The sequence below is a fragment of the Phenylobacterium sp. genome, assembly GCF_037138395.1.
GTDB lineage: Bacteria > Pseudomonadota > Alphaproteobacteria > Caulobacterales > Caulobacteraceae > Phenylobacterium.
Map to the genome: position 1 here is coordinate 17490 of NZ_JBAXIM010000002.1, position 17085 is coordinate 34574.

Sequence of the window (17085 nt, forward strand, 5' to 3'; positions counted from 1 at the left end):
ATGACCGACGCTCCCGCGCCTACGGGCTTCGATGCCCTGCAAAACCTCTCCACCCAGGCCGCCCCCCAGGCGATCGTTTACGAGCGCAAGGTCGACGCCCAGGGCCGGGCCTACGCGACCGGCAAGCGCAAGAATGCGGTCGCCCGGGTTTGGATCAAGCCCGGCAAGGGCCAGATCACCATCAACGGTCGCGACCAGGAGGTGTATTTCGCCCGCCCTGTTCTGCGGATGATGATCGCCCAGCCCATGGATGTCTCCGACCGCTCTGGCCAGTTCGACGTGGTCGTCTCGGTGGCCGGCTCAGGCCTGTCCGGGCAGGCTGGCGCGATCCGCCACGGCATCTCCAAGGCCCTGACCTATTTCGAGCCTGGGCTTCGCTCGGTCCTGAAGCCCCACGGCTTCCTGACCCGCGACAGCCGAGTGGTCGAGCGTAAGAAGTACGGCAAGGCCAAGGCCCGCCGCAGCTTCCAGTTCTCGAAGCGCTAGACAACGTCTCCAATCGGGATACTGGGGCGCTTCGGGCTTACCGGAGCGCCCCTTTTCGTGTTGTGACCCCAGGACAGGCCGCATGACCCCCAAGATTTTCATTGACGGTGAGGCCGGGACCACAGGCCTGCAGATCCGCGAGCGGCTCGAACGTCGCGCCGACCTCGCGCTGCTTTCCATTGATCCTGGACGCCGCAAGGACCCCGAGGCCCGACGTGAGCTGTTGAACGCGGCAGACCTGGTGGTGCTCTGCCTGCCGGATGATGCGTCCCGGGAAGCGGTGTCCATGATCGAGTCTCCCAAGGTGAAGGTGATCGACGCCTCCACGGCCTTCCGCACAGCATCCGGGTGGACCTACGGCTTCGCCGAAATGACCCGCGCACAGCGCGCTGCGATCCAGGCTTCATACCGGGTCAGCAATCCCGGTTGCTATCCGACAGGCTTCATCGGTCTGGTCCGGCCCCTGGTTGAAGCGGGCCTCCTGCCTGCGGAATTCCCCGTCACGGTCAATGCGATCTCGGGATATTCCGGGGGCGGCAAGGGGCTGATTGGCGAGTTCGAGGGACCGCCGGCGACGGGAACTTCAGACGCCTTCCGGACCTACGGCCTGTCCCTGGCCCATAAGCACCTCCCGGAAATGCAGATCCACGGGCGGCTTGCTCACCCACCCGTCTTTGCCCCGGCGGTGGGGCGCTATGCCCAGGGCATGCTGGTGGAGGTTCCCCTGGTCCTGTCGGCCCTGCCGAAGCACCCGTTACCGGAGGCCGTTCGCCAGGCGCTGGAAGTGGCCTATGCTGGCGAGCGTTTTGTCCGTGTTGCCTCCGCAGAGGCCTGCGCCGATCTACAGGAGACCCGCTCGGGTGCGGCCGGCTATGTCCGGGACCTCGATCCGGAATCGCTCAACGGCACCAACCTCCTGGACCTCTTCGTCTTTGGCTCCCCTGACGGGACCCAGGCGCGGTTGGTGGCGATCCTCGACAACCTGGGCAAGGGCGCGTCTGGTGCCTGCGTCCAGAACCTCAACCTGATGCTTGGGCTAGATGAACATGCCGGTCTCTAGGGGTCTTTCCACCCGCCGCGGGCTTCTCCTTGGCGTTGCGGCGGCTGCGTTTGTGCCAAGGTCGGCGGCGGCTGCGCAGGACGCCTATGCAGGGTCGTCCTTCCGCAAGCTGACCGCTGCGAACTGGCGGAGCCGGCTTCCGTCGGACGCCTTTGCCGTCTTGCGGCAGGCGGATACTGAGAGGCCCGGTTCCAGCGCGCTCCTTCAGGAGAAGCGCAGCGGAACCTATCATTGCCTTGGATGCGACCTGCCCCTCTTCCGGTCTGCCTGGAAGTATGAGAGCGGAACTGGCTGGCCGAGCTTCCACACCGCCATCCCAGGCGCCCTCGGGTTGAAGACCGACTGGATGATTGGCGTACCCCGGACCGAGTATCACTGCGCCCAGTGCCTCGGTCACCATGGACACCGGTTCGACGATGGGCCCCGTCCTACGGGGCTTCGATACTGCAGCAATGGAGTCGCTCTGCGGTTCCGCCCAGCATGAGGGGGCTCCTGGCCCTCCTGGGCCTGGTGCTGCTCGCGGGTTGTGCCGCCCCAAAGGCGGAGCTGGACGCAGACCGGATGGGTCGGCTCTTCATCGACGCCGTCCAGCGCGGTGACTGGCAGGCCATTGACCGGGGGATCGCCCCCCAGCTCATGGCCTCGCCGGACCATGCTGCTGGCATCGAGAAGGTGCGCCAGGCCTTTCCCACCGATCCCCCCTGGTCGATCCGCCTGCTGGCCTCGCGGCAGACCGGTGGGAAGGGCGATCCGGGTCCGGAACAGGCGAAACTCCAATACCTCTACCAGTTCGCGGAACGGCGGGCGGTGGTCGACCTGATCGTGGTTCCGGTGGGGTGGAGGAGGGTGATCCCCGCGACCGCCCAGACGCCCCGGAAGGAGTCTGCTCTCCTGGCCAAGCCGCCAGAAGCGCCGGCCTCGGGTTCGGGCGGGTACGAGGTCGTGCGGGTCTACAGGGCCCTGACCATGTCCTACACCGAGGTGACCAAGACGGACGAAGCCGCCCAGGCCTTCTGGGCGCCGGGCCGAACGGCAGGCCAGTGGCTGTTTCTGGGGCTGGCAGCGGCGACCCCGGCCTTCATGCTCTGGACAGGGGTGAGGGTCTTGCGGGTGCCGGTCCTGGAGGGCCGCCTCTTCTGGGCCCTGGCCTGCCTTGCGGGCCTCGGGACCCTGTGGATGGACTGGACCTCGGGGACCACGGGCTTCCTGCCCTACAGCCTGCGCCTCATGGGGTTCGGTCTCGAGAAGGGACCCTCGCCCCTCTCGCCGTGGATGGTCAGCCTGACACTCCCCATCGGGGCCTTGGCAGCCAGCGTAAGACTGGCCCTGCAACGCCTCAGGAGGTGACCTTGACGTAGCTCCCGGGGGCGTCTTCGAGGGCAGGAAGGGGCCCGGCGGAGGGATCCCGGGCGGGGACCTGGGCTCCCGAGCGGGACTTCAGCCATTCAGCCCAGTGCGGCCACCAGGAACCCGGCGTCTCTGCCGCTCCGGCCTGCCAGGCCTCAAGGCTCTCGGGCAGGGTGTCGTGGGTCCAGTGCTGGTACTTCTTCGCGACCGGCGCGTTGATGACCCCAGCGATGTGACCGGAGCCAGAGAGGGTGAAGGTGGTCGGCCCGCCAAAGAGCCGCGCGCCCCGGTAAACCGAACGTGCTGGCGCGATGTGGTCCTCCTTCGAGGACTGGACGTAGACCGGTGTCTTGACCTGTCCGAGGTCGAGCTTCACGCCATCCAGTTCCAGTTCCCCCCGGGCCAGGGCGTTGTCCCCATAGAACCGGCGCAGGTAGTAGAGGTGCAGGGTCCTCGGCATCCGCGTCTGGTCCGCGTTCCAGAACAAAAGGTCGAAGGGCTTGGGCTCCTTGCCCAGCAGGTAGTTGCTGACGAAGAAGGACCAGATCAGGTCGTTCGAGCGGAGCATGTTGAAGGTGTCCGCCATGGCCTGGCCGGCCAGGACGCCGCCGCCAGCCTCCATCTGCTTCTCGAGGTCAGACAGCCATTCCTCGCTGGTGAACAGGAGGAGGTCGCCGGCTTCGGAGAAATCCTGCTGGGCGGCGAAGAAGGTCGCGGAGGCAATCCGGCTGTCACCCTTTGCAGCCATGTGCGCCAGGGTGGCCGAGAGCAGGGTCCCGCCGATGCAGTAGCCCACGGTGTTTACCCGGTCGACGCCAGCCTGCTTCATGGCGGCCGCCGTGCCCTCGTAAATGCCCAGCCGCATGTAGTCCTCGAACGTCAGGTCGGCGAGCCGCCCATCCGGATTGACCCAGGAGGCGACGAAGACCGTGAAGCCCTGGCCGGTGAGCCAGCGGATCATGGAGTTCTCGGGCCGCAGGTCGAGGATGTAGAACTTATTGATCCAGGGCGGGAAGATGACGATGGGGATCTCGTGGACCGTCTCGGTCGTGGGCGTGAACTGGATCAGCTGGATGATCTCGTTCTGGAAGATCACCTTGCCGGGCGCCGTGGCCACGTTCACGCCGATCTCGAACTGCTCATAGTCGGTCTGGCTGATGGCCAGCTGGCCGCCGCCCCGGGCGATGTCGGCGGCGAAGTTCTCCATGCCGCGGACCAGGCTCTGGCCCTGGCTCGACATGGCTTCCCTCAGGGCTTCAGGATTTGAGGCCAGGAAGTTTGAGGGCGACAGGGCGTCCGTCAGCATTCGAGTAAAGAATTCCACCCGACGCCGGCTCATCGGGTCCACGTCGCCGGCGCGGGTAACGAGCCCGTTCATCCAGTCGGAGGTGATCAGGTAGGACTGCTTGATGACGTCGAAGACAGGGTTGTTGGTCCAGTCGGGCGCGTTGAACCGCTTGTCACCCTTCCCAGGGGTCGCGACCGGCTCGGCGGTCTCGCCCATCGCCCGGCGGGCGGCGAAGTGCCAGAGCTCGACATAGCGCTTCCAGAGGTCTCCCTGGGCCTGCAGCACGGCGTCGGGCTGCCCGGCGAGGCTGGACATCACCCTGGCCATCGAGGGGCCCACATGGAAGGGATCTGCGTCAATCCCAGGTGCCCTATCCGCCTGGCGGAGGGCGGACTCGGCGATGGCGCCCTGGGCGGTCATGGCGGCCCTTGCGAGGTTTCGGGATAGTGACTCGATAGCTTCAAGCCCGGCGGGACCCGCCGCCGCTGTGAATGCAGCCGCAAATTCCGCGCCTTGGCCCAGCGCAGGCGGGGGCTCCTGAGCTGCGGAGGGCTGTTCCGTGGCGATGGCCTCCGACATGGCAGTGGGTTTGCGTTTCGCTGGGCTCCGGCGGGGAGACGCGCTGCCCTTCGAAACCTTTGTGTCCTTACCAGCCATGTTCCTGCCTCCATCTCCCCGCAGGGAGGTTCCCGGGCTTTCTAAGACGGCGATGATGCCATAATACGACAGTAATCATGAACACCTTCCCGGCGCACCTTTCGATTCCCGTCCGCGCCCTCCTGGGGACGCCCCTGGCACTGGCCTTGCTGGCGAGCGGTTGTGCATCCCGGCCGGCTGCAGGCCCACCGCCAACAGCGGCCACGACAGAGGTCCGGGCGCTTGCCGCGGGAGCGAAGGCCTATCCCCGTTTCTCTGACATTCCCGTCCTGCCCGTAGACGAGCGCCCGCTGGCGGCCTGGGGGAGGGCGGCCGGAGAGGTGCTGGCGGAGGGCGCGGCTCTCGCGAAGGACGGCGCAGAGGACACCTGGACCCTGAGCCAGACCGAAGCCTTCGCGGCCAAGACCTCCCAGACGAGCGGACCTGCCGCACCGTCGGTGTCGGCGACCGCCTCAGCCGACGCCTTCGCACGCGATGTACGCAAGCGAGCTACACCGCCCCCGCCGCCCCCTCGATAGGGCCAGCGGGGGCCAAGACTTCAAACCGCTTGGCGGCCTTCGGAGCGAAGGTTATGCCAAGCTAGGAGAGGCTCCCATTTCGCCGTCCTCAGTGCGGCCAGAGCAAACATGACACCCGAGTTTCACCGTATCCGCCGCCTTCCGCCCTACGTCTTCGAGGAGGTGAACCGCATCAAGGCCCGCCTCCGCGGCGAGGGCGTGGACATCATCGACTTCGGCATGGGCAATCCCGACATGCCGACGCCCAAGCATATCGTCGACAAACTGGTCGAAACCGCCCGCGATCCCAAGGCCGGCCGCTACTCCGCCTCGAAGGGCATCATCGGGCTTCGCCGGGCCATGGCTGGCTATTACGAGCGCCGCTTCGGGGTGCAACTCGATCCAGACACCGAAGTGGTCGCCACACTGGGATCGAAGGAGGGTTTTGCAAACCTCGCCCAGGCCCTGACGGCGCCCGGCGATGTGATCATCTGCCCCAATCCCGCCTATCCCATCCACGCTTACGGCTTCATCATGGCGGGGGGCGTCATCCGCCACGTCCCGGCCCTGTCGCCCGAGGAATACCTCGCCGGCATCAGCCGGGCGGTGAAGCATTCAGCACCGCCGCCCTCAGTCCTAATCCTGTCCTACCCGTCCAACCCAACCGCGCAGTGGGTGGATCTCGACTTCTACAAGGAGGCCGTGGCCCTGGCCCGCCGGCACGACATGCTGGTGCTGTCGGACATCGCCTATTCGGAAATCTACTTCGATGACAATCCACCGCCGTCGGTGCTTCAGGTCCCAGGGGCCAAGGACATAGCGGTCGAGGTGAACTCCCTGTCCAAGACCTACGCCATGGCTGGCTGGCGGGTCGGAATGGTGGTGGGTAACGCCCGGATCTGCGCGGCCCTGGCCAGGGTGAAGTCCTACCTCGACTACGGCGCCTACACCCCCATCCAGGTGGCCGCCGCCGCTGCACTCAACGGACCCCAGGACTGCGTCGATGAAATCCGCGCCATCTACCAGGGCCGGCGCGACACCCTGGTAAAGTCGATGAAGCGGGCAGGCTGGGACATTCCCGCCCCGCCAGCCTCCATGTTCGCCTGGGCGCCCCTGCCGGAGGCCTACCGTTCGGCTGGGTCCATGCTGTTCTCCAAACTGCTCATCGAGGAGGCCGGCGTGGCCGTGGCGCCGGGTGTCGCCTTCGGGGAATACGGCGAGGGCTTCGTGCGCATCGGCCTTGTCGAGAACGAGAACCGTATTCGCCAGGCGGCGCGCAATGTGCGGCGTTTCCTTGCGAACGCTGAGGACATCCTCGGTCGGGCCCAGAATTCAGGATCGAACCCGTGACCAAACCTCAGGAAGTACGGACCTGGCGCGTCGGCGTCGCGGGCCTCGGGACGGTCGGCGGCGGGCTTCTGGACTTCCTGGCCTCACGTCCAGACTTTGCCCCAGCGGGGGGAAGGGTCGTGGTCACCGGAGTCTCTGCGCGATCGAGGTCGCGTCCCCGGGCCGTAGACATCTCCCGTCTGGCCTGGTTCGACGACCCCGTGTCCCTGGCCCAGTCCCCGGACACGGACATCTTCGTAGAACTCATCGGCGGCTCGGACGGTCCGGCCAAAGCCGCCGTCGAGGCGGCCCTGGGGGCGGGCAAGGCGGTCGTGACCGCGAACAAGGCGCTCATCGCCGAACACGGCGCGGCGCTGGCGGCCCTGGCCGAGGCCAAGGGCGTTTCCCTGCTGTTCGAGGCGGCGGTCATGGGCGGTGTTCCGGCGGTCAAGACCGTCCGCGAAGCCCTGGTGGGCGATGAGATCCGCAGCCTGTCGGGCATTCTCAATGGCACATGCAACTATATCCTCACTGAGATGGAGACCACAGGGTCAGCCTTTTCCGACGTCCTCGCGGAGGCCCAGAGGCTGGGCTATGCCGAAGCGGACCCGACCATGGACGTCGGCGGCTTCGACGCCGCCCACAAGATCACCATACTGGCGGCCCTGGCCTTCGGCGGGTCCCCCAACTTCGCCGCGGCCGAGGTGGAGGGGATCACCGGCGTCGATCTCCTGGACATCCGGCTTGCAGGCGACCTTGGCTACCGCATCAAGCTGATCGCCTCCGCCGAGCGGGCAGGGGAGGGTGCCCGGGTTCAGGTGCGGCCCTTCCTGGTGCGCAAGACCCATCCCATCGCCCAGGCGGACGGCGCCCTCAACGCCCTGTTCATCGAGGGTGACCGCATCGGGCGTATCTTCCTGCAAGGACCCGGCGCCGGGGCAGGTCCAACGGCGGCGGCGGTAGCGGCGGACATCGCTGATGTCATGGCCGGAGCCCGGAGGCCCGTCTTCCAGGCGCCAGCCGCAAGCCTGCAGCCCTGTGCCCCATCTGCGGGGACGGCGGCGGTGGGTCGGGGCTATATCCGGGTCATGGTGCGGGATGAACCCGGCGTCCTGGCCTCGGTTTCTGAGGAGCTGGCCGAGGCCGGCGTCTCGATTGAGAGCTTCCTGCAGAAGCCGCCTGGCGAAACTCCCGGCGTCCCCATTGTCATGACGACCCACGCCGTGGCCGAGGCTGTGCTTGCCGCTGCGGTTGACCGGATCGGCCGGCTGCCCGCAGTTCTTGAGCCGCCCCGTCTGCTGCACATCGCAAGCATCTGAGAATCGAAGATAAATGCGGCGCATTCGCCGTCCGGAGACCCTTGATGACCACTGAGCAACTGGACAGCAGCCTTGTCCTGGACGCGGTCCGCGTCACGGAGATCGCCGCCATCGCCGCCTCCACCCTGGCTGGGCGAGGGGATGAGAAGGCCGCTGACCAGGCGGCCGTGGACGCCATGCGAACCGCCCTGAACGCCCTGGCCATCGATGGCGAGATCGTCATCGGCGAGGGGGAGCGGGACGAGGCACCCATGCTCTACATCGGCGAGAAGGTCGGCCGGGGCGGGGTCGCCATCGACATCGCCCTGGACCCGCTGGAAGGCACGACCCTGACGGCCAAGGCCATGGCTAATGCCCTGGCGGTGATGGCCTGGGCCCCCAAGGGCACCCTGCTGAATGCCCCCGACACCTACATGGACAAGATTGCCTGCGGGCCAGGTTTCCCCGCCGGCGTTATCGACCTCGACCGCTCGCCTGCGGACAATGTGCGGGCCCTTGCCGCGGCCAAGGGGGTACCCCCCGAGGAGATCACCGTCTGTGTCCTCGACCGGCCGCGTCACGCGGAGATCATCGCCTCGATCCGCTCGGTCGGCGCCCGGGTGAGCCTGATCACGGATGGCGACGTCGCAGGGGTCATGCACACCGCCGACCCGGCAACGGGCATCGACCTCTATGTCGGCCAGGGTGGAGCCCCGGAAGGGGTCCTGGCCTGCGCCGCGCTGAAGTGCGTCGGCGGTCAGTTTCAGGGCCGGCTGGTCTTTCGGAACGCCGACGAGAAGGAACGGGCGCGGCGCGTGGGCATCACCGACTTTGACAAGAAATACGACCTGCATGAACTGGTCCGGGCAGACGCCATCTTCGCCGCAACCGGCGTGACCAAGGGCGCCCTGCTGGATGGCGTCCGCCGGGAGGGCGGGCAGATCTTGACCCACAGCCTGGTCATGGTCTCCTCCACCCAGACGGTCCGAGAAGTCCGCCTCCGGCGTCCGGCCTGACATCGATGACCCTGGCGGAAGGTCCCTTTCTCGGGGTCGGCCGCTCGGTCAGCGGACGGGCCTGGGCGGCGCGCGCTGCGGCGCCCGAACTGGTCCGTCGGCACCAGAACGCCCTGGGCCTCAGCGAGCCCCTGGCCCGGGCCCTGGCCTCCCGCGGCGTGGGTCCTGACGAAGGCGAGGTCTTCCTCAACCCCACGCTCAAGGCCCTGTTTCCCGACCCCTCCTCGTTCCGGGACATGGACAGGGCCGCGGAGATCCTCGTCGATGCCCTGGAGCGCGGGCGCTCCATGGTCGTCTTCGCCGACTACGACGTGGATGGTGCCGCCAGTGCTGCCCAGGTGGTGCGCTGGATGCGTGCCATGGGCCGGGAGGTCCCGATCTATATCCCCGACCGGGTCAAGGAGGGCTATGGCCCCAATCCGGTCGTCTTCCGGGCCCTGAAGGACCAGGGCGCCGAGATCGTCATCACCCTGGACTGCGGGGCCGCAGCCCAGGACGCCCTGGCCACCGCCCGGGAGATCGGCCTCGACGTGGTGGTCATCGACCATCACCTCATGCGCCCCGGCGAGATTCCCCCGGCCGCGGCCCTCGTGAACCCCAACCGGCCAGATGACAATTCGGGGCAGGGGATGCTGGCCGCAGCGGGCGTGGCCTTTGTCCTGCTCGCGGCCCTGAACCGGGAGGCTCGCCGGCGGGGCCTGTTCGCCTCGCGGCCAGAGCCGGACCTGCGCCAGTGGCTCGACCTCGCTGCCCTGGGCGCAGTATGCGACGTGACCGCCCTGACCGGATTCAATCGAGCGATCACCGCCCAGGGGCTCAAGGTGATGTCCCGCTGGGCCAATCCCGGACTGAAGGCCCTGGCGGATGTCGGCAAGATCAGCGGGACGGCGACCACATTCCATGCTGGCTTCATCCTGGGGCCCCGGATCAACGCCGGCGGCCGGATCGGACGTTCGGACCTGGGCGCCCGGCTCCTGTCCACCGATGACCCCGTCGAAGCGGCCGCCCTGGCGGCTGAGCTGGACGAGCTCAACGGCCAGCGCAAGGCCGTGGAACAGGCGGTGATCGACGAGGCCGTCGCCCGGATCGAGGCCGACCCGCATATTGCTGAGGCCCCGGTGCTTGTGGTCTCGGCTCCGGGCTGGGCGCCGGGCGTCATCGGCATCGTGGCCGGACGCCTGCGCGAGCGCTACCGCAGGCCGGCCATCGTGATCGGCCTCGATCTGGCAGCCGGTGTCGGCAAGGGCTCCGGACGTTCCCAGCCGGGCGTGAACCTGGGTGCCGCCGTGCAGGCTGCCTTCGACGAGGGACTGCTGCTGTCGGGAGGCGGGCACGCCATGGCGGCGGGGCTCTCAATCCGCCCGGAGCGCATAGCCGAGTTCACCAGCTTCCTCGCCATGCGCCTTGGCGAGGATCAGGCCCGGGCGGCCGAGGCCGACGTCCTGGAGATCGACGCCCTCATCACCCCCAAAGGTGCCGATCGCTCGCTCTTGGAGGCCTTCGCACGCCTGGCACCCTTTGGTCCCGGGAACCCTGAACCGGTCTTTGCGGCCGCCTCCGTTCGCGTCGACCGCCCCATGGTCATGCGCGGCGGCCATGTCCGGGCCACGCTCACGGACTCCGCGGGAGGGCGCCTGAAGGCGGTCGCCTGGCGGGCGGAGGAAACCCCCCTTGGCCAGCTCCTCCAGGGGGGCGGCATCCTCCACCTGGTGGGCCGGTTGCGTCCGGATGACTGGCAGGGCCGCGCCTCGGTCGAGCTCGAGATCGAGGACGCTGCCGATCCGCGCCGGGCCGATGCAGGCTGAACCGGCCCGGGTGCAAAACCCGACCCCGGCGTCTTGCACGCCCCCGGGAAGGCGGATATAGACGCCGCTCCCGCGTCCGTGGTCCCTTCGTCTATCGGTTAGGACGCCAGGTTTTCAACCTGGAGAGAGGGGTTCGACTCCCCTAGGGACTGCCACGCAGGTTTGAAATCCTTGTCTTTCTGGGTGTTCGGGGTCAGGGCCCCGGTCTCAGTCCAGCCCAGGTGGATAGGTTGGAGGCGGGCCCTGGGTGGACCGTCGGCTGGCCAGGGCTTTCCCCAGGTCGGCATCCAAGGCTGGTGCCGGAAGGCATAATCCCGGACGCAACCCGGTCGTCTGCGACGGACCCGGTTTTTCCACCAAAAGGCCAGGCCGCGCCGGGCTCGTCCCTTGGTGTCTTGCATATCCTGTGAATTGTGGACAATCTGACCCGGATTGGCCGGCATAAGCCGCCAACAGGGGGAAACAAAAACAATGTCCAGGCGCATGCACCTCTATGCCAGCTCGGCTCTGGCGATCACCCTTGGCCTCGGTATGGCGACCCAGGCAACCGCTCAAAGCGCGGCCAAGGTTTCTGATAATCAGGTCGACGAAGTGGTGATTACCGGCTCCCTGATCCGGGGCACACCGGAGGACGCCGCCTTGCCGGTGGACGTCATCACCAACGAGGCGCTGCAGGAGCAGGGCAGTCCGTCCCTCGTCGATCTGGTGCGGACCATTCCGTCTGTCTCGGGCGGCAATATCGGCGAGTCCAACCGCTTCCTCGGGGGCGCAGCGGCTGGCGTCGCGACGATCAATCTCCGGGGCCTCGGGCTGACCCGGACGCTCTCGCTCATGAACGGCGAGCGCCTGTCGACCATCACCGCCGCGGGCGGTCAGGAGTTCGTCAACATCAACGTGGTCCCGACCATCGCCATTGGCCAGGTCGAGGTCCTGCGCGACGGCGCCGCGGCCACCTACGGATCAGACGCCGTGGCCGGGGTTGTGAACTTCATCACCCGCAGGGACCTGGATGGTTTTGAGGTCAACGGAAAATACGCCCTGATCGATGGCTCGGATGGAGACTACGAAACCTCCCTGGCCTGGGGACGGAAACTCGATAGTGGCAACGTACTGCTGGCGGCTTCCTACCGGCACCGCAGCGAACTGATTGGCGCCGATCTGCCCTGGACGCTGCCGAACGCTGTCTTCCCTGACACCCTCAACGTCAGCGGTATCTCCGGGGCCAGCAATCCTGGCGGATACAACGCCATCCTCGGGACGCCGGTCATCGGACCCAATGGCGGGTTCGTGCAGGACCCAACCCGCCCCGGCATACCGCTAGGAGCGACCCTTTCGTCGACCTTCTCTGACGCCGGCTGCACCCAGCTGGGTGGCCTCTCCTTCGCGCCGAACGCTCAGTGCTTCTTTCCGTTCACCTATCACGACAACCGTGTGGCGAACGAGGACCACTACCAACTGTACGGCGAGGCGAATTTCGAGCTGAACGACTCGCTCAAGTTCCATGGCGAGGTTCTATGGTCCCGAACGGAAGTCCCGGATGATCGGGTCTCAGCCTCACAGTCGACGGTCCAGTTTCCCACGCCGATAGAGGCGAGTGGTTCGTCACCCGGCGGCGGGACCTCTCCCATGCCCGCGGCTCCCGGGGCCATTCAATCGCGCTATTATGTTCCGGCGAGCAACCCGGGGCTTCAGGCCCTCTTCAACCCCTGTCCGACGGGAACTCAACCGCAGATCACGGCTGCGATCTGCGCCGCGGCTCTCGCCAACGGCGTGACCATGAACCAGACGCAGTGGCGTCCCGCGGCCATGGGCGGCAACCCTCTCTATGGGTTTGACGCTGACCGGCAGAGCAACCAGATCACCTCCTACCGTGTTGTGGGCGGGTTAATCGGCGAGCTGGCGAATGGCTGGGAATGGCGCACGACCCTTAACTACATGCGGGCTGAACAGATCAATAAGACCCCTGACCGGTATGTGAACCGAATCCAGCTGGCCTTGCGCGGACTTGGCGGGCCGGGCTGTAACCCATCGACCGGAGCGCCGGGCGTCGGGTCCTGCCAGTACTTCAATCCGTTCGCCAACTCGATCCAGAAGTCGAGCATCAATGGTGCCAACTATGCGGAGTCCACAGGATTGAAGGCGGGACCTGCGGTCGACCCCGCGCTCTGGGGATGGCTGCAGGAAAATGCGGTCAGCACGACCACCCAGCAGCTGGCGACAGCTCAGGTCCAGCTGGCGGGGGACTTCGGAGACCTCAAGCTCTGGACAGACGATGCGATCAGCTGGGCCGTCGGCGCGCAATTGCGGTACAACGACCGGACAATTGAGCTTTCGACGAACTTCAATGGCGACGTCACGCCCTGCGTTGACAGCAAGCCCTACGGTGATGGCTTGCCGACCTGTGCGGTGCCAGGGGGTGGCCCGTTCACCTTCATCGGATCTGGCAGAGAAAGTAATGTCGACCGGCAGGTAACTTCCTTCTTCGGGGAAATGCAGGTGCCGGTTCTCGACAACGTTGTGGCAAGCCTCGCCATTCGTACCGAGCTTTTTGGCGGTAACATCGGGAATACGACCAATCCGCGGGCGTCGGTCCGCTGGCAGGTCACGCCCTGGATGGCCCTGCGCGGTTCGGCCGGCACCACCTTCCGGGCGCCTCCGGTGGCGGCGCTGGACCCCGGGTTCGGATTTATCCAGGCCCAGTTCACCAACCCGGTTACGGGAGCCCCGCTCTATCGACCTGTTCAGACCTTTGGAAATCCCGATCTCCAGCCGGAGACCGCTACGACCTACAATGTTGGTTTCCTGTTCGAGTCGGGGACATTCCAGGGGCAGATCGACTTCTACAAGTTCGCCTTCAAGGATGAGATCACGACGGAAACCGCAGCGCGGGTCTACGGCTCGATGTTCCCGTCATCTAACCCAGCGGCTTGGCAGTGCGGGACAACGGCTCTTTTCCAGCGCTTTCAGTTCGGAACAGACGTCGTCAACCCGACGCTCTATGGCGGACAGGCTGTGCCGTCCTGCCATCCGAACAACTTCCTTTCGGTCCGTAACAACGTGATCAACGGCCCGGATACCGAGATCACCGGGATTGACATCAACGGATCCTATTCCTGGCTTGATTTCCTTTCCGGGGATCTGACCGTGGGGGGAGATGCAAGCATTCTCATGGACTACAAGCGGGGTGCAGGGGTTCTGCTGAACACGAATCTTGTGTTTGACGCCGCTCTGAACCGGGCAGGAAAGTCCGAGCTACTTTCCTCATTTTATTCCTACCCGAGGCTGCGGGGTAATGCGTACGCGAATTGGAGTGTCGGTGACCATAATCTCCGCTGGACCACACGGTACTGGGCTGGAACCGACGATGTGAACGTCGTTGTTGCTGGGAGCCGAGTCGCACGCGATGACCGGTGGGTCAGTGACTTCACCTATCGCCTGACCTTGCAGGAAAGGTGGACTGCAACCCTGTCGGTCAAAAACGTCTTTGATAACCAGCCACCCTTCTACAAGAGCCAGTACAACTACGACTACATGACCCAAAATCCGCTGGGTCGGGTGTTCGAGTTCGGGATGCAGGCCAAGTTCTGATCTGCCGCTTCTGACAACCCGAGCGACTTGGGGGCGTTCATCCCCTGGCAACCTGCGATCCGCCCCACGGGCGGGTCGCAGTGTGCGTTTGGGTCCCTTGAAATTCGGTCCGCGCACTTGGCTGGTGGCGCCTGCGTGCGGATCCCGGGAAAGCTCGCCGGGGCCTAGGACGGGCTATCCGTAATCGGAGGGGCGGGGCGCAAGGCGGTGCTTGGGGCCGCGCGGCCAGAAATTTGCAATCAAATCCAGGCACCAGAGCCCGCCGTTCGGGGAGCGTGAGTAAAGCGTGAAAACGTAGGGCACCCCAGGGTTGCGGGCGGAACGAACATTGACGTCACGGAAAGGACAAGAAAAGAATTTGTGGCCTGAGTTCCTCTTCCGGAGCCGAGGCCTGTTGTGCGTGAGGGGGCCATGTCCAGTTACGGCTTTGAAGACGCTGGTGAACCCTCCGTCAGGATCAGTGGCCACGTAAAGTGGTTCGATGTCGACAAGGGCTATGGCTTCATCGTTCCCGACCAACCGGAGCTGACAGACCGTAAGGATGTGCTCCTCCACGTGACGTCCCTCCGGGGGCTGGGTCTGGATCTGGCTCCTGAGGGAGCATCCCTGTCCTGCTCGGTCGTTCGTCGCCCGAAGGGCTGGCAGGTCTCGGAAATCCATGACTTCGACGAGAGCACAGCTCAGCCCAGGCAGGCTCGGGATCCTGAACGGAGCGACTATGGTTCGCGCCGGGACCGCGCTGACTATGGCCAGGGGGATGGCCGCAATGGCTATGACCGCGGCGGACGGGACGGCTTCCAGTCCCGCAACGGGGGCGCTGATCGGGCCCCGGTTGCAGAAGGTCCCTTCGAGCCTGCCAAGGTGAAATGGTTCAACCGCACCAAGGGCTATGGCTTCGTGGTCCGGGACCAGGAGCCCGGAGACATCTTCGTCCACATCGAGACCCTGCGCCGTGCCGGTGTCGAGGACCTGCTGCCGGGTGAGGACCTGATGGTCCGCTTCGGCAATGGCCCCAAGGGCCTGGTTGTGGCGGAGGTCCAGCTGATCTGACTGGCGTCGGGCTCAGCCCGGCGTTAAGGGCAGGGTATGCCGAGCCGCCAGTCTCCACGTCCGCTTGTCCTGGGGCTCATTCCCGGGATCATCGCCATCCTCGCGGGATCGGCCATCCCGGCCTCCGCGCTGCCGCCCAGGTCTGCGCCGTCCGCCTGTCGGGGACAGCCGGAGTTGACTCCCCTCCGCCCCCTCACAGTTCGCACCTCCCGCGGGGACTTCCGGTTCCAGGTCGAGGTCGCGGACTCCGAGCGGGAGCGCGAGTTCGGGCTGATGTGCCGAACCTCCCTGGCTCCAGACCGGGGCATGCTGTTCGACTTCGGTCGGGAACAGCCCGATACCGCCTTCTGGATGCGCAACACCCTGATCCCCCTGGACATCATCTACATCCGCAAGGACGGCATCGTTCGGTCCATCGCCCGGAATGCGCGTCCCCTGGATGAGACCCCCCTGCCGGCTGGCGGCTCGACCCTGGGGGTCCTGGAACTTGCCGGGGGACGGGCGGCCGAGATCGGCCTGCGGCCCGGCGACCGGGTCGACTTTCCCATCTTCCGGAACCGGCCATGACCACGGGGTCGGACGACACATCCATCCTTCCGCCCGAAGGTTTTGTCCGGTCCTCCAGCCGGGGACCCTATTCGATGCATAACGGTCCCTACTTCCACCGGGAGATCCAGGGTGAGGCGACCGAACACGCCTTCCTGGCCCTGCCCAGGCACGCCAACGGCCTTGGCCTCGTGCACGGCGGCATGCTGACCTCCTTCATGGACGGCCTTCTTGCTGCCGCGGTCTGGCGGGCCTCCCATCGGTCGAGCGTGACCATCCACCTCAGCGTCGATTTCCTGCACATGGCCAGGGTGGGGCAATGGGTCTTCGGGGAGAGTCGTGTAACCCGTCTGACGCGGGACGTGGCCTTCGTCGAGGGGCGCGCCCACGCCGTCGGTGCTGACGTGGTTCGGGCCAGCGGCGTGTTCAAGCTGATGCGCAAGCCCGCCGAGTGATTGCGGTTTCGCGCGAAGACGGCTATCGCGAACGTCGGCCGGTACTCTTCGGGGCGTAGCGCAGCCTGGTAGCGCATCTGCTTTGGGAGCAGAGGGTCGCGTGTTCGAATCACGCCGCCCCGACCAGAGCCGGCCGCGGATGCGGGTCGTGGGGACCCGGTGTCCAGGAACGAGGGAAGAGGGCAAGGATGATCGCGCGCATTTTCAGACCCGCGAAGACCGCCATGCAGTCGGGCAAGGCCCGCGCCAAGGACTGGATACTCGAATTCGCGCCGGCGTCCGCGCGGGTTTCGGATCCCCTGATGGGCTGGACCCTGACCGACGACACCTCCGCCCAGGTCCGCCTGTCTTTCGAGACCCGGGATGAGTCCGTGGCCTATGCCCAGAGGCACGGCCTTGCCTTCCAGGTGACCGAGCCCAAGGCACCCCGCCGGATCCTGAAGGCCTATGCGGACAACTTTTCCGCCGATCGCAAGCAGCCCTGGACGCATTGAGCCGACAGCCGTTTCCAGAGCGCCCGTAGCTCAACCGGATAGAGCATCCGCCTTCTAAGCGGACGGTTGCAGGTTCGAGTCCTGCCGGGCGCGCCAGGGCAGGGCTAGTTCCGGGCTTCCGGCACCTCAGGCAGGGGTTTTGAGGTCATGGGTGGCCCGATCACGTATT

Annotated in this window: 15 protein-coding genes and 3 tRNA genes; 17 read left to right on the plus strand and 1 reads right to left on the minus strand. The window is 66.2% G+C overall.

All coding sequences use genetic code 11. From position 1 onward, the window contains the following. From rpsI to WCJ52_RS00325, 4 genes are all read left to right on the plus strand, one after another. Positions 1-486 carry a 30S ribosomal protein S9 gene (gene rpsI, locus WCJ52_RS00310; protein ID WP_336901289.1) on the plus strand — a complete coding sequence of 162 codons (486 nt, stop codon included), beginning with the start codon at positions 1-3 and terminating at the stop codon, positions 484-486. Between the two features lie 82 nt (positions 487-568). After that, entirely contained in the window at positions 569-1546 is a 978-nt protein-coding gene (gene argC, locus WCJ52_RS00315) for an N-acetyl-gamma-glutamyl-phosphate reductase (protein WP_336901290.1), read from the plus strand. Then, positions 1533-2030: a peptide-methionine (R)-S-oxide reductase MsrB gene (gene msrB, locus WCJ52_RS00320; RefSeq protein ID WP_336901291.1), complete on the plus strand. Its 498-nt coding sequence runs from the start codon at positions 1533-1535 to the stop codon at positions 2028-2030. Before argC ends, msrB begins: the two co-directional genes overlap by 14 nt. Next, on the plus strand, positions 2027-2893 hold the full coding sequence (locus WCJ52_RS00325; protein WP_336901292.1) for a hypothetical protein: 867 nt from the start codon (positions 2027-2029) through the stop codon (positions 2891-2893). The genes msrB and WCJ52_RS00325 overlap by 4 nt, the downstream gene beginning before the upstream one ends. Here the strand turns inward: WCJ52_RS00325 and phaC are convergent. Beyond that, positions 2883-4601: a class I poly(R)-hydroxyalkanoic acid synthase gene (gene phaC, locus WCJ52_RS00330; RefSeq protein WP_336901293.1), complete on the minus strand. Its 1719-nt coding sequence runs from the start codon at positions 4599-4601 to the stop codon at positions 2883-2885. The genes WCJ52_RS00325 and phaC overlap by 11 nt on opposite strands. 314 nt (positions 4602-4915) lie before the next feature. On the opposite strand from phaC, the gene WCJ52_RS00335 reads away from it, so the two are divergent. The 13 genes from WCJ52_RS00335 to WCJ52_RS00395 all read left to right on the plus strand — a co-directional run bounded on the left by WCJ52_RS00335 (position 4916) and on the right by WCJ52_RS00395 (position 17012). Next, complete coding sequence (locus WCJ52_RS00335) at positions 4916-5356, plus strand: hypothetical protein (RefSeq protein ID WP_336901294.1); 441 nt, start codon at positions 4916-4918, stop codon at positions 5354-5356. A 108-nt stretch (positions 5357-5464) separates the two neighbouring features. Further along, complete coding sequence (locus WCJ52_RS00340) at positions 5465-6685, plus strand: LL-diaminopimelate aminotransferase (RefSeq protein WP_336901295.1); 1221 nt, start codon at positions 5465-5467, stop codon at positions 6683-6685. Next, a complete protein-coding gene (locus tag WCJ52_RS00345; RefSeq protein ID WP_336901296.1) occupies positions 6682-7983 on the plus strand; it encodes a homoserine dehydrogenase in 1302 nt (433 codons plus the stop codon). The genes WCJ52_RS00340 and WCJ52_RS00345 overlap by 4 nt, the downstream gene beginning before the upstream one ends. Before the next feature lie 44 nt (positions 7984-8027). Beyond that, positions 8028-8978 (plus strand): class II fructose-bisphosphatase, encoded by a 951-nt coding sequence (gene glpX, locus WCJ52_RS00350; protein WP_336901297.1) that lies wholly within the window; start codon positions 8028-8030, stop codon positions 8976-8978. A 5-nt stretch (positions 8979-8983) separates the two neighbouring features. Then, a complete protein-coding gene (recJ, locus tag WCJ52_RS00355) occupies positions 8984-10783 on the plus strand; it encodes a single-stranded-DNA-specific exonuclease RecJ (RefSeq protein ID WP_336901298.1) in 1800 nt (599 codons plus the stop codon). An 80-nt stretch (positions 10784-10863) separates the two neighbouring features. Next, positions 10864-10938 (plus strand) — tRNA-Glu (locus tag WCJ52_RS00360). A gap of 316 nt (positions 10939-11254) precedes the next feature. Further along, positions 11255-14371, plus strand: coding sequence for a TonB-dependent receptor (locus WCJ52_RS00365; RefSeq protein WP_336901299.1), 3117 nt, complete (start codon positions 11255-11257; stop codon positions 14369-14371). Positions 14372-14782: 411 nt separating this feature from the next. After that, positions 14783-15421, plus strand: coding sequence for a cold-shock protein (locus WCJ52_RS00370; protein ID WP_336901300.1), 639 nt, complete (start codon positions 14783-14785; stop codon positions 15419-15421). A 174-nt stretch (positions 15422-15595) separates the two neighbouring features. Beyond that, complete coding sequence (locus WCJ52_RS00375) at positions 15596-15988, plus strand: DUF192 domain-containing protein (protein WP_336901301.1); 393 nt, start codon at positions 15596-15598, stop codon at positions 15986-15988. Then, complete coding sequence (locus tag WCJ52_RS00380; RefSeq protein WP_336901302.1) at positions 15985-16422, plus strand: PaaI family thioesterase; 438 nt, start codon at positions 15985-15987, stop codon at positions 16420-16422. The genes WCJ52_RS00375 and WCJ52_RS00380 overlap by 4 nt, the downstream gene beginning before the upstream one ends. Before the next feature lie 49 nt (positions 16423-16471). Then, positions 16472-16548, plus strand: a tRNA-Pro gene (locus WCJ52_RS00385). Between the two features lie 62 nt (positions 16549-16610). Continuing rightward, positions 16611-16916 carry an ETC complex I subunit gene (locus WCJ52_RS00390; RefSeq protein WP_336901303.1) on the plus strand — a complete coding sequence of 102 codons (306 nt, stop codon included), beginning with the start codon at positions 16611-16613 and terminating at the stop codon, positions 16914-16916. 19 nt (positions 16917-16935) lie between these two features. Then, a tRNA-Arg gene (locus WCJ52_RS00395) sits at positions 16936-17012 on the plus strand. Positions 17013-17085 lie beyond the last annotated feature (73 nt).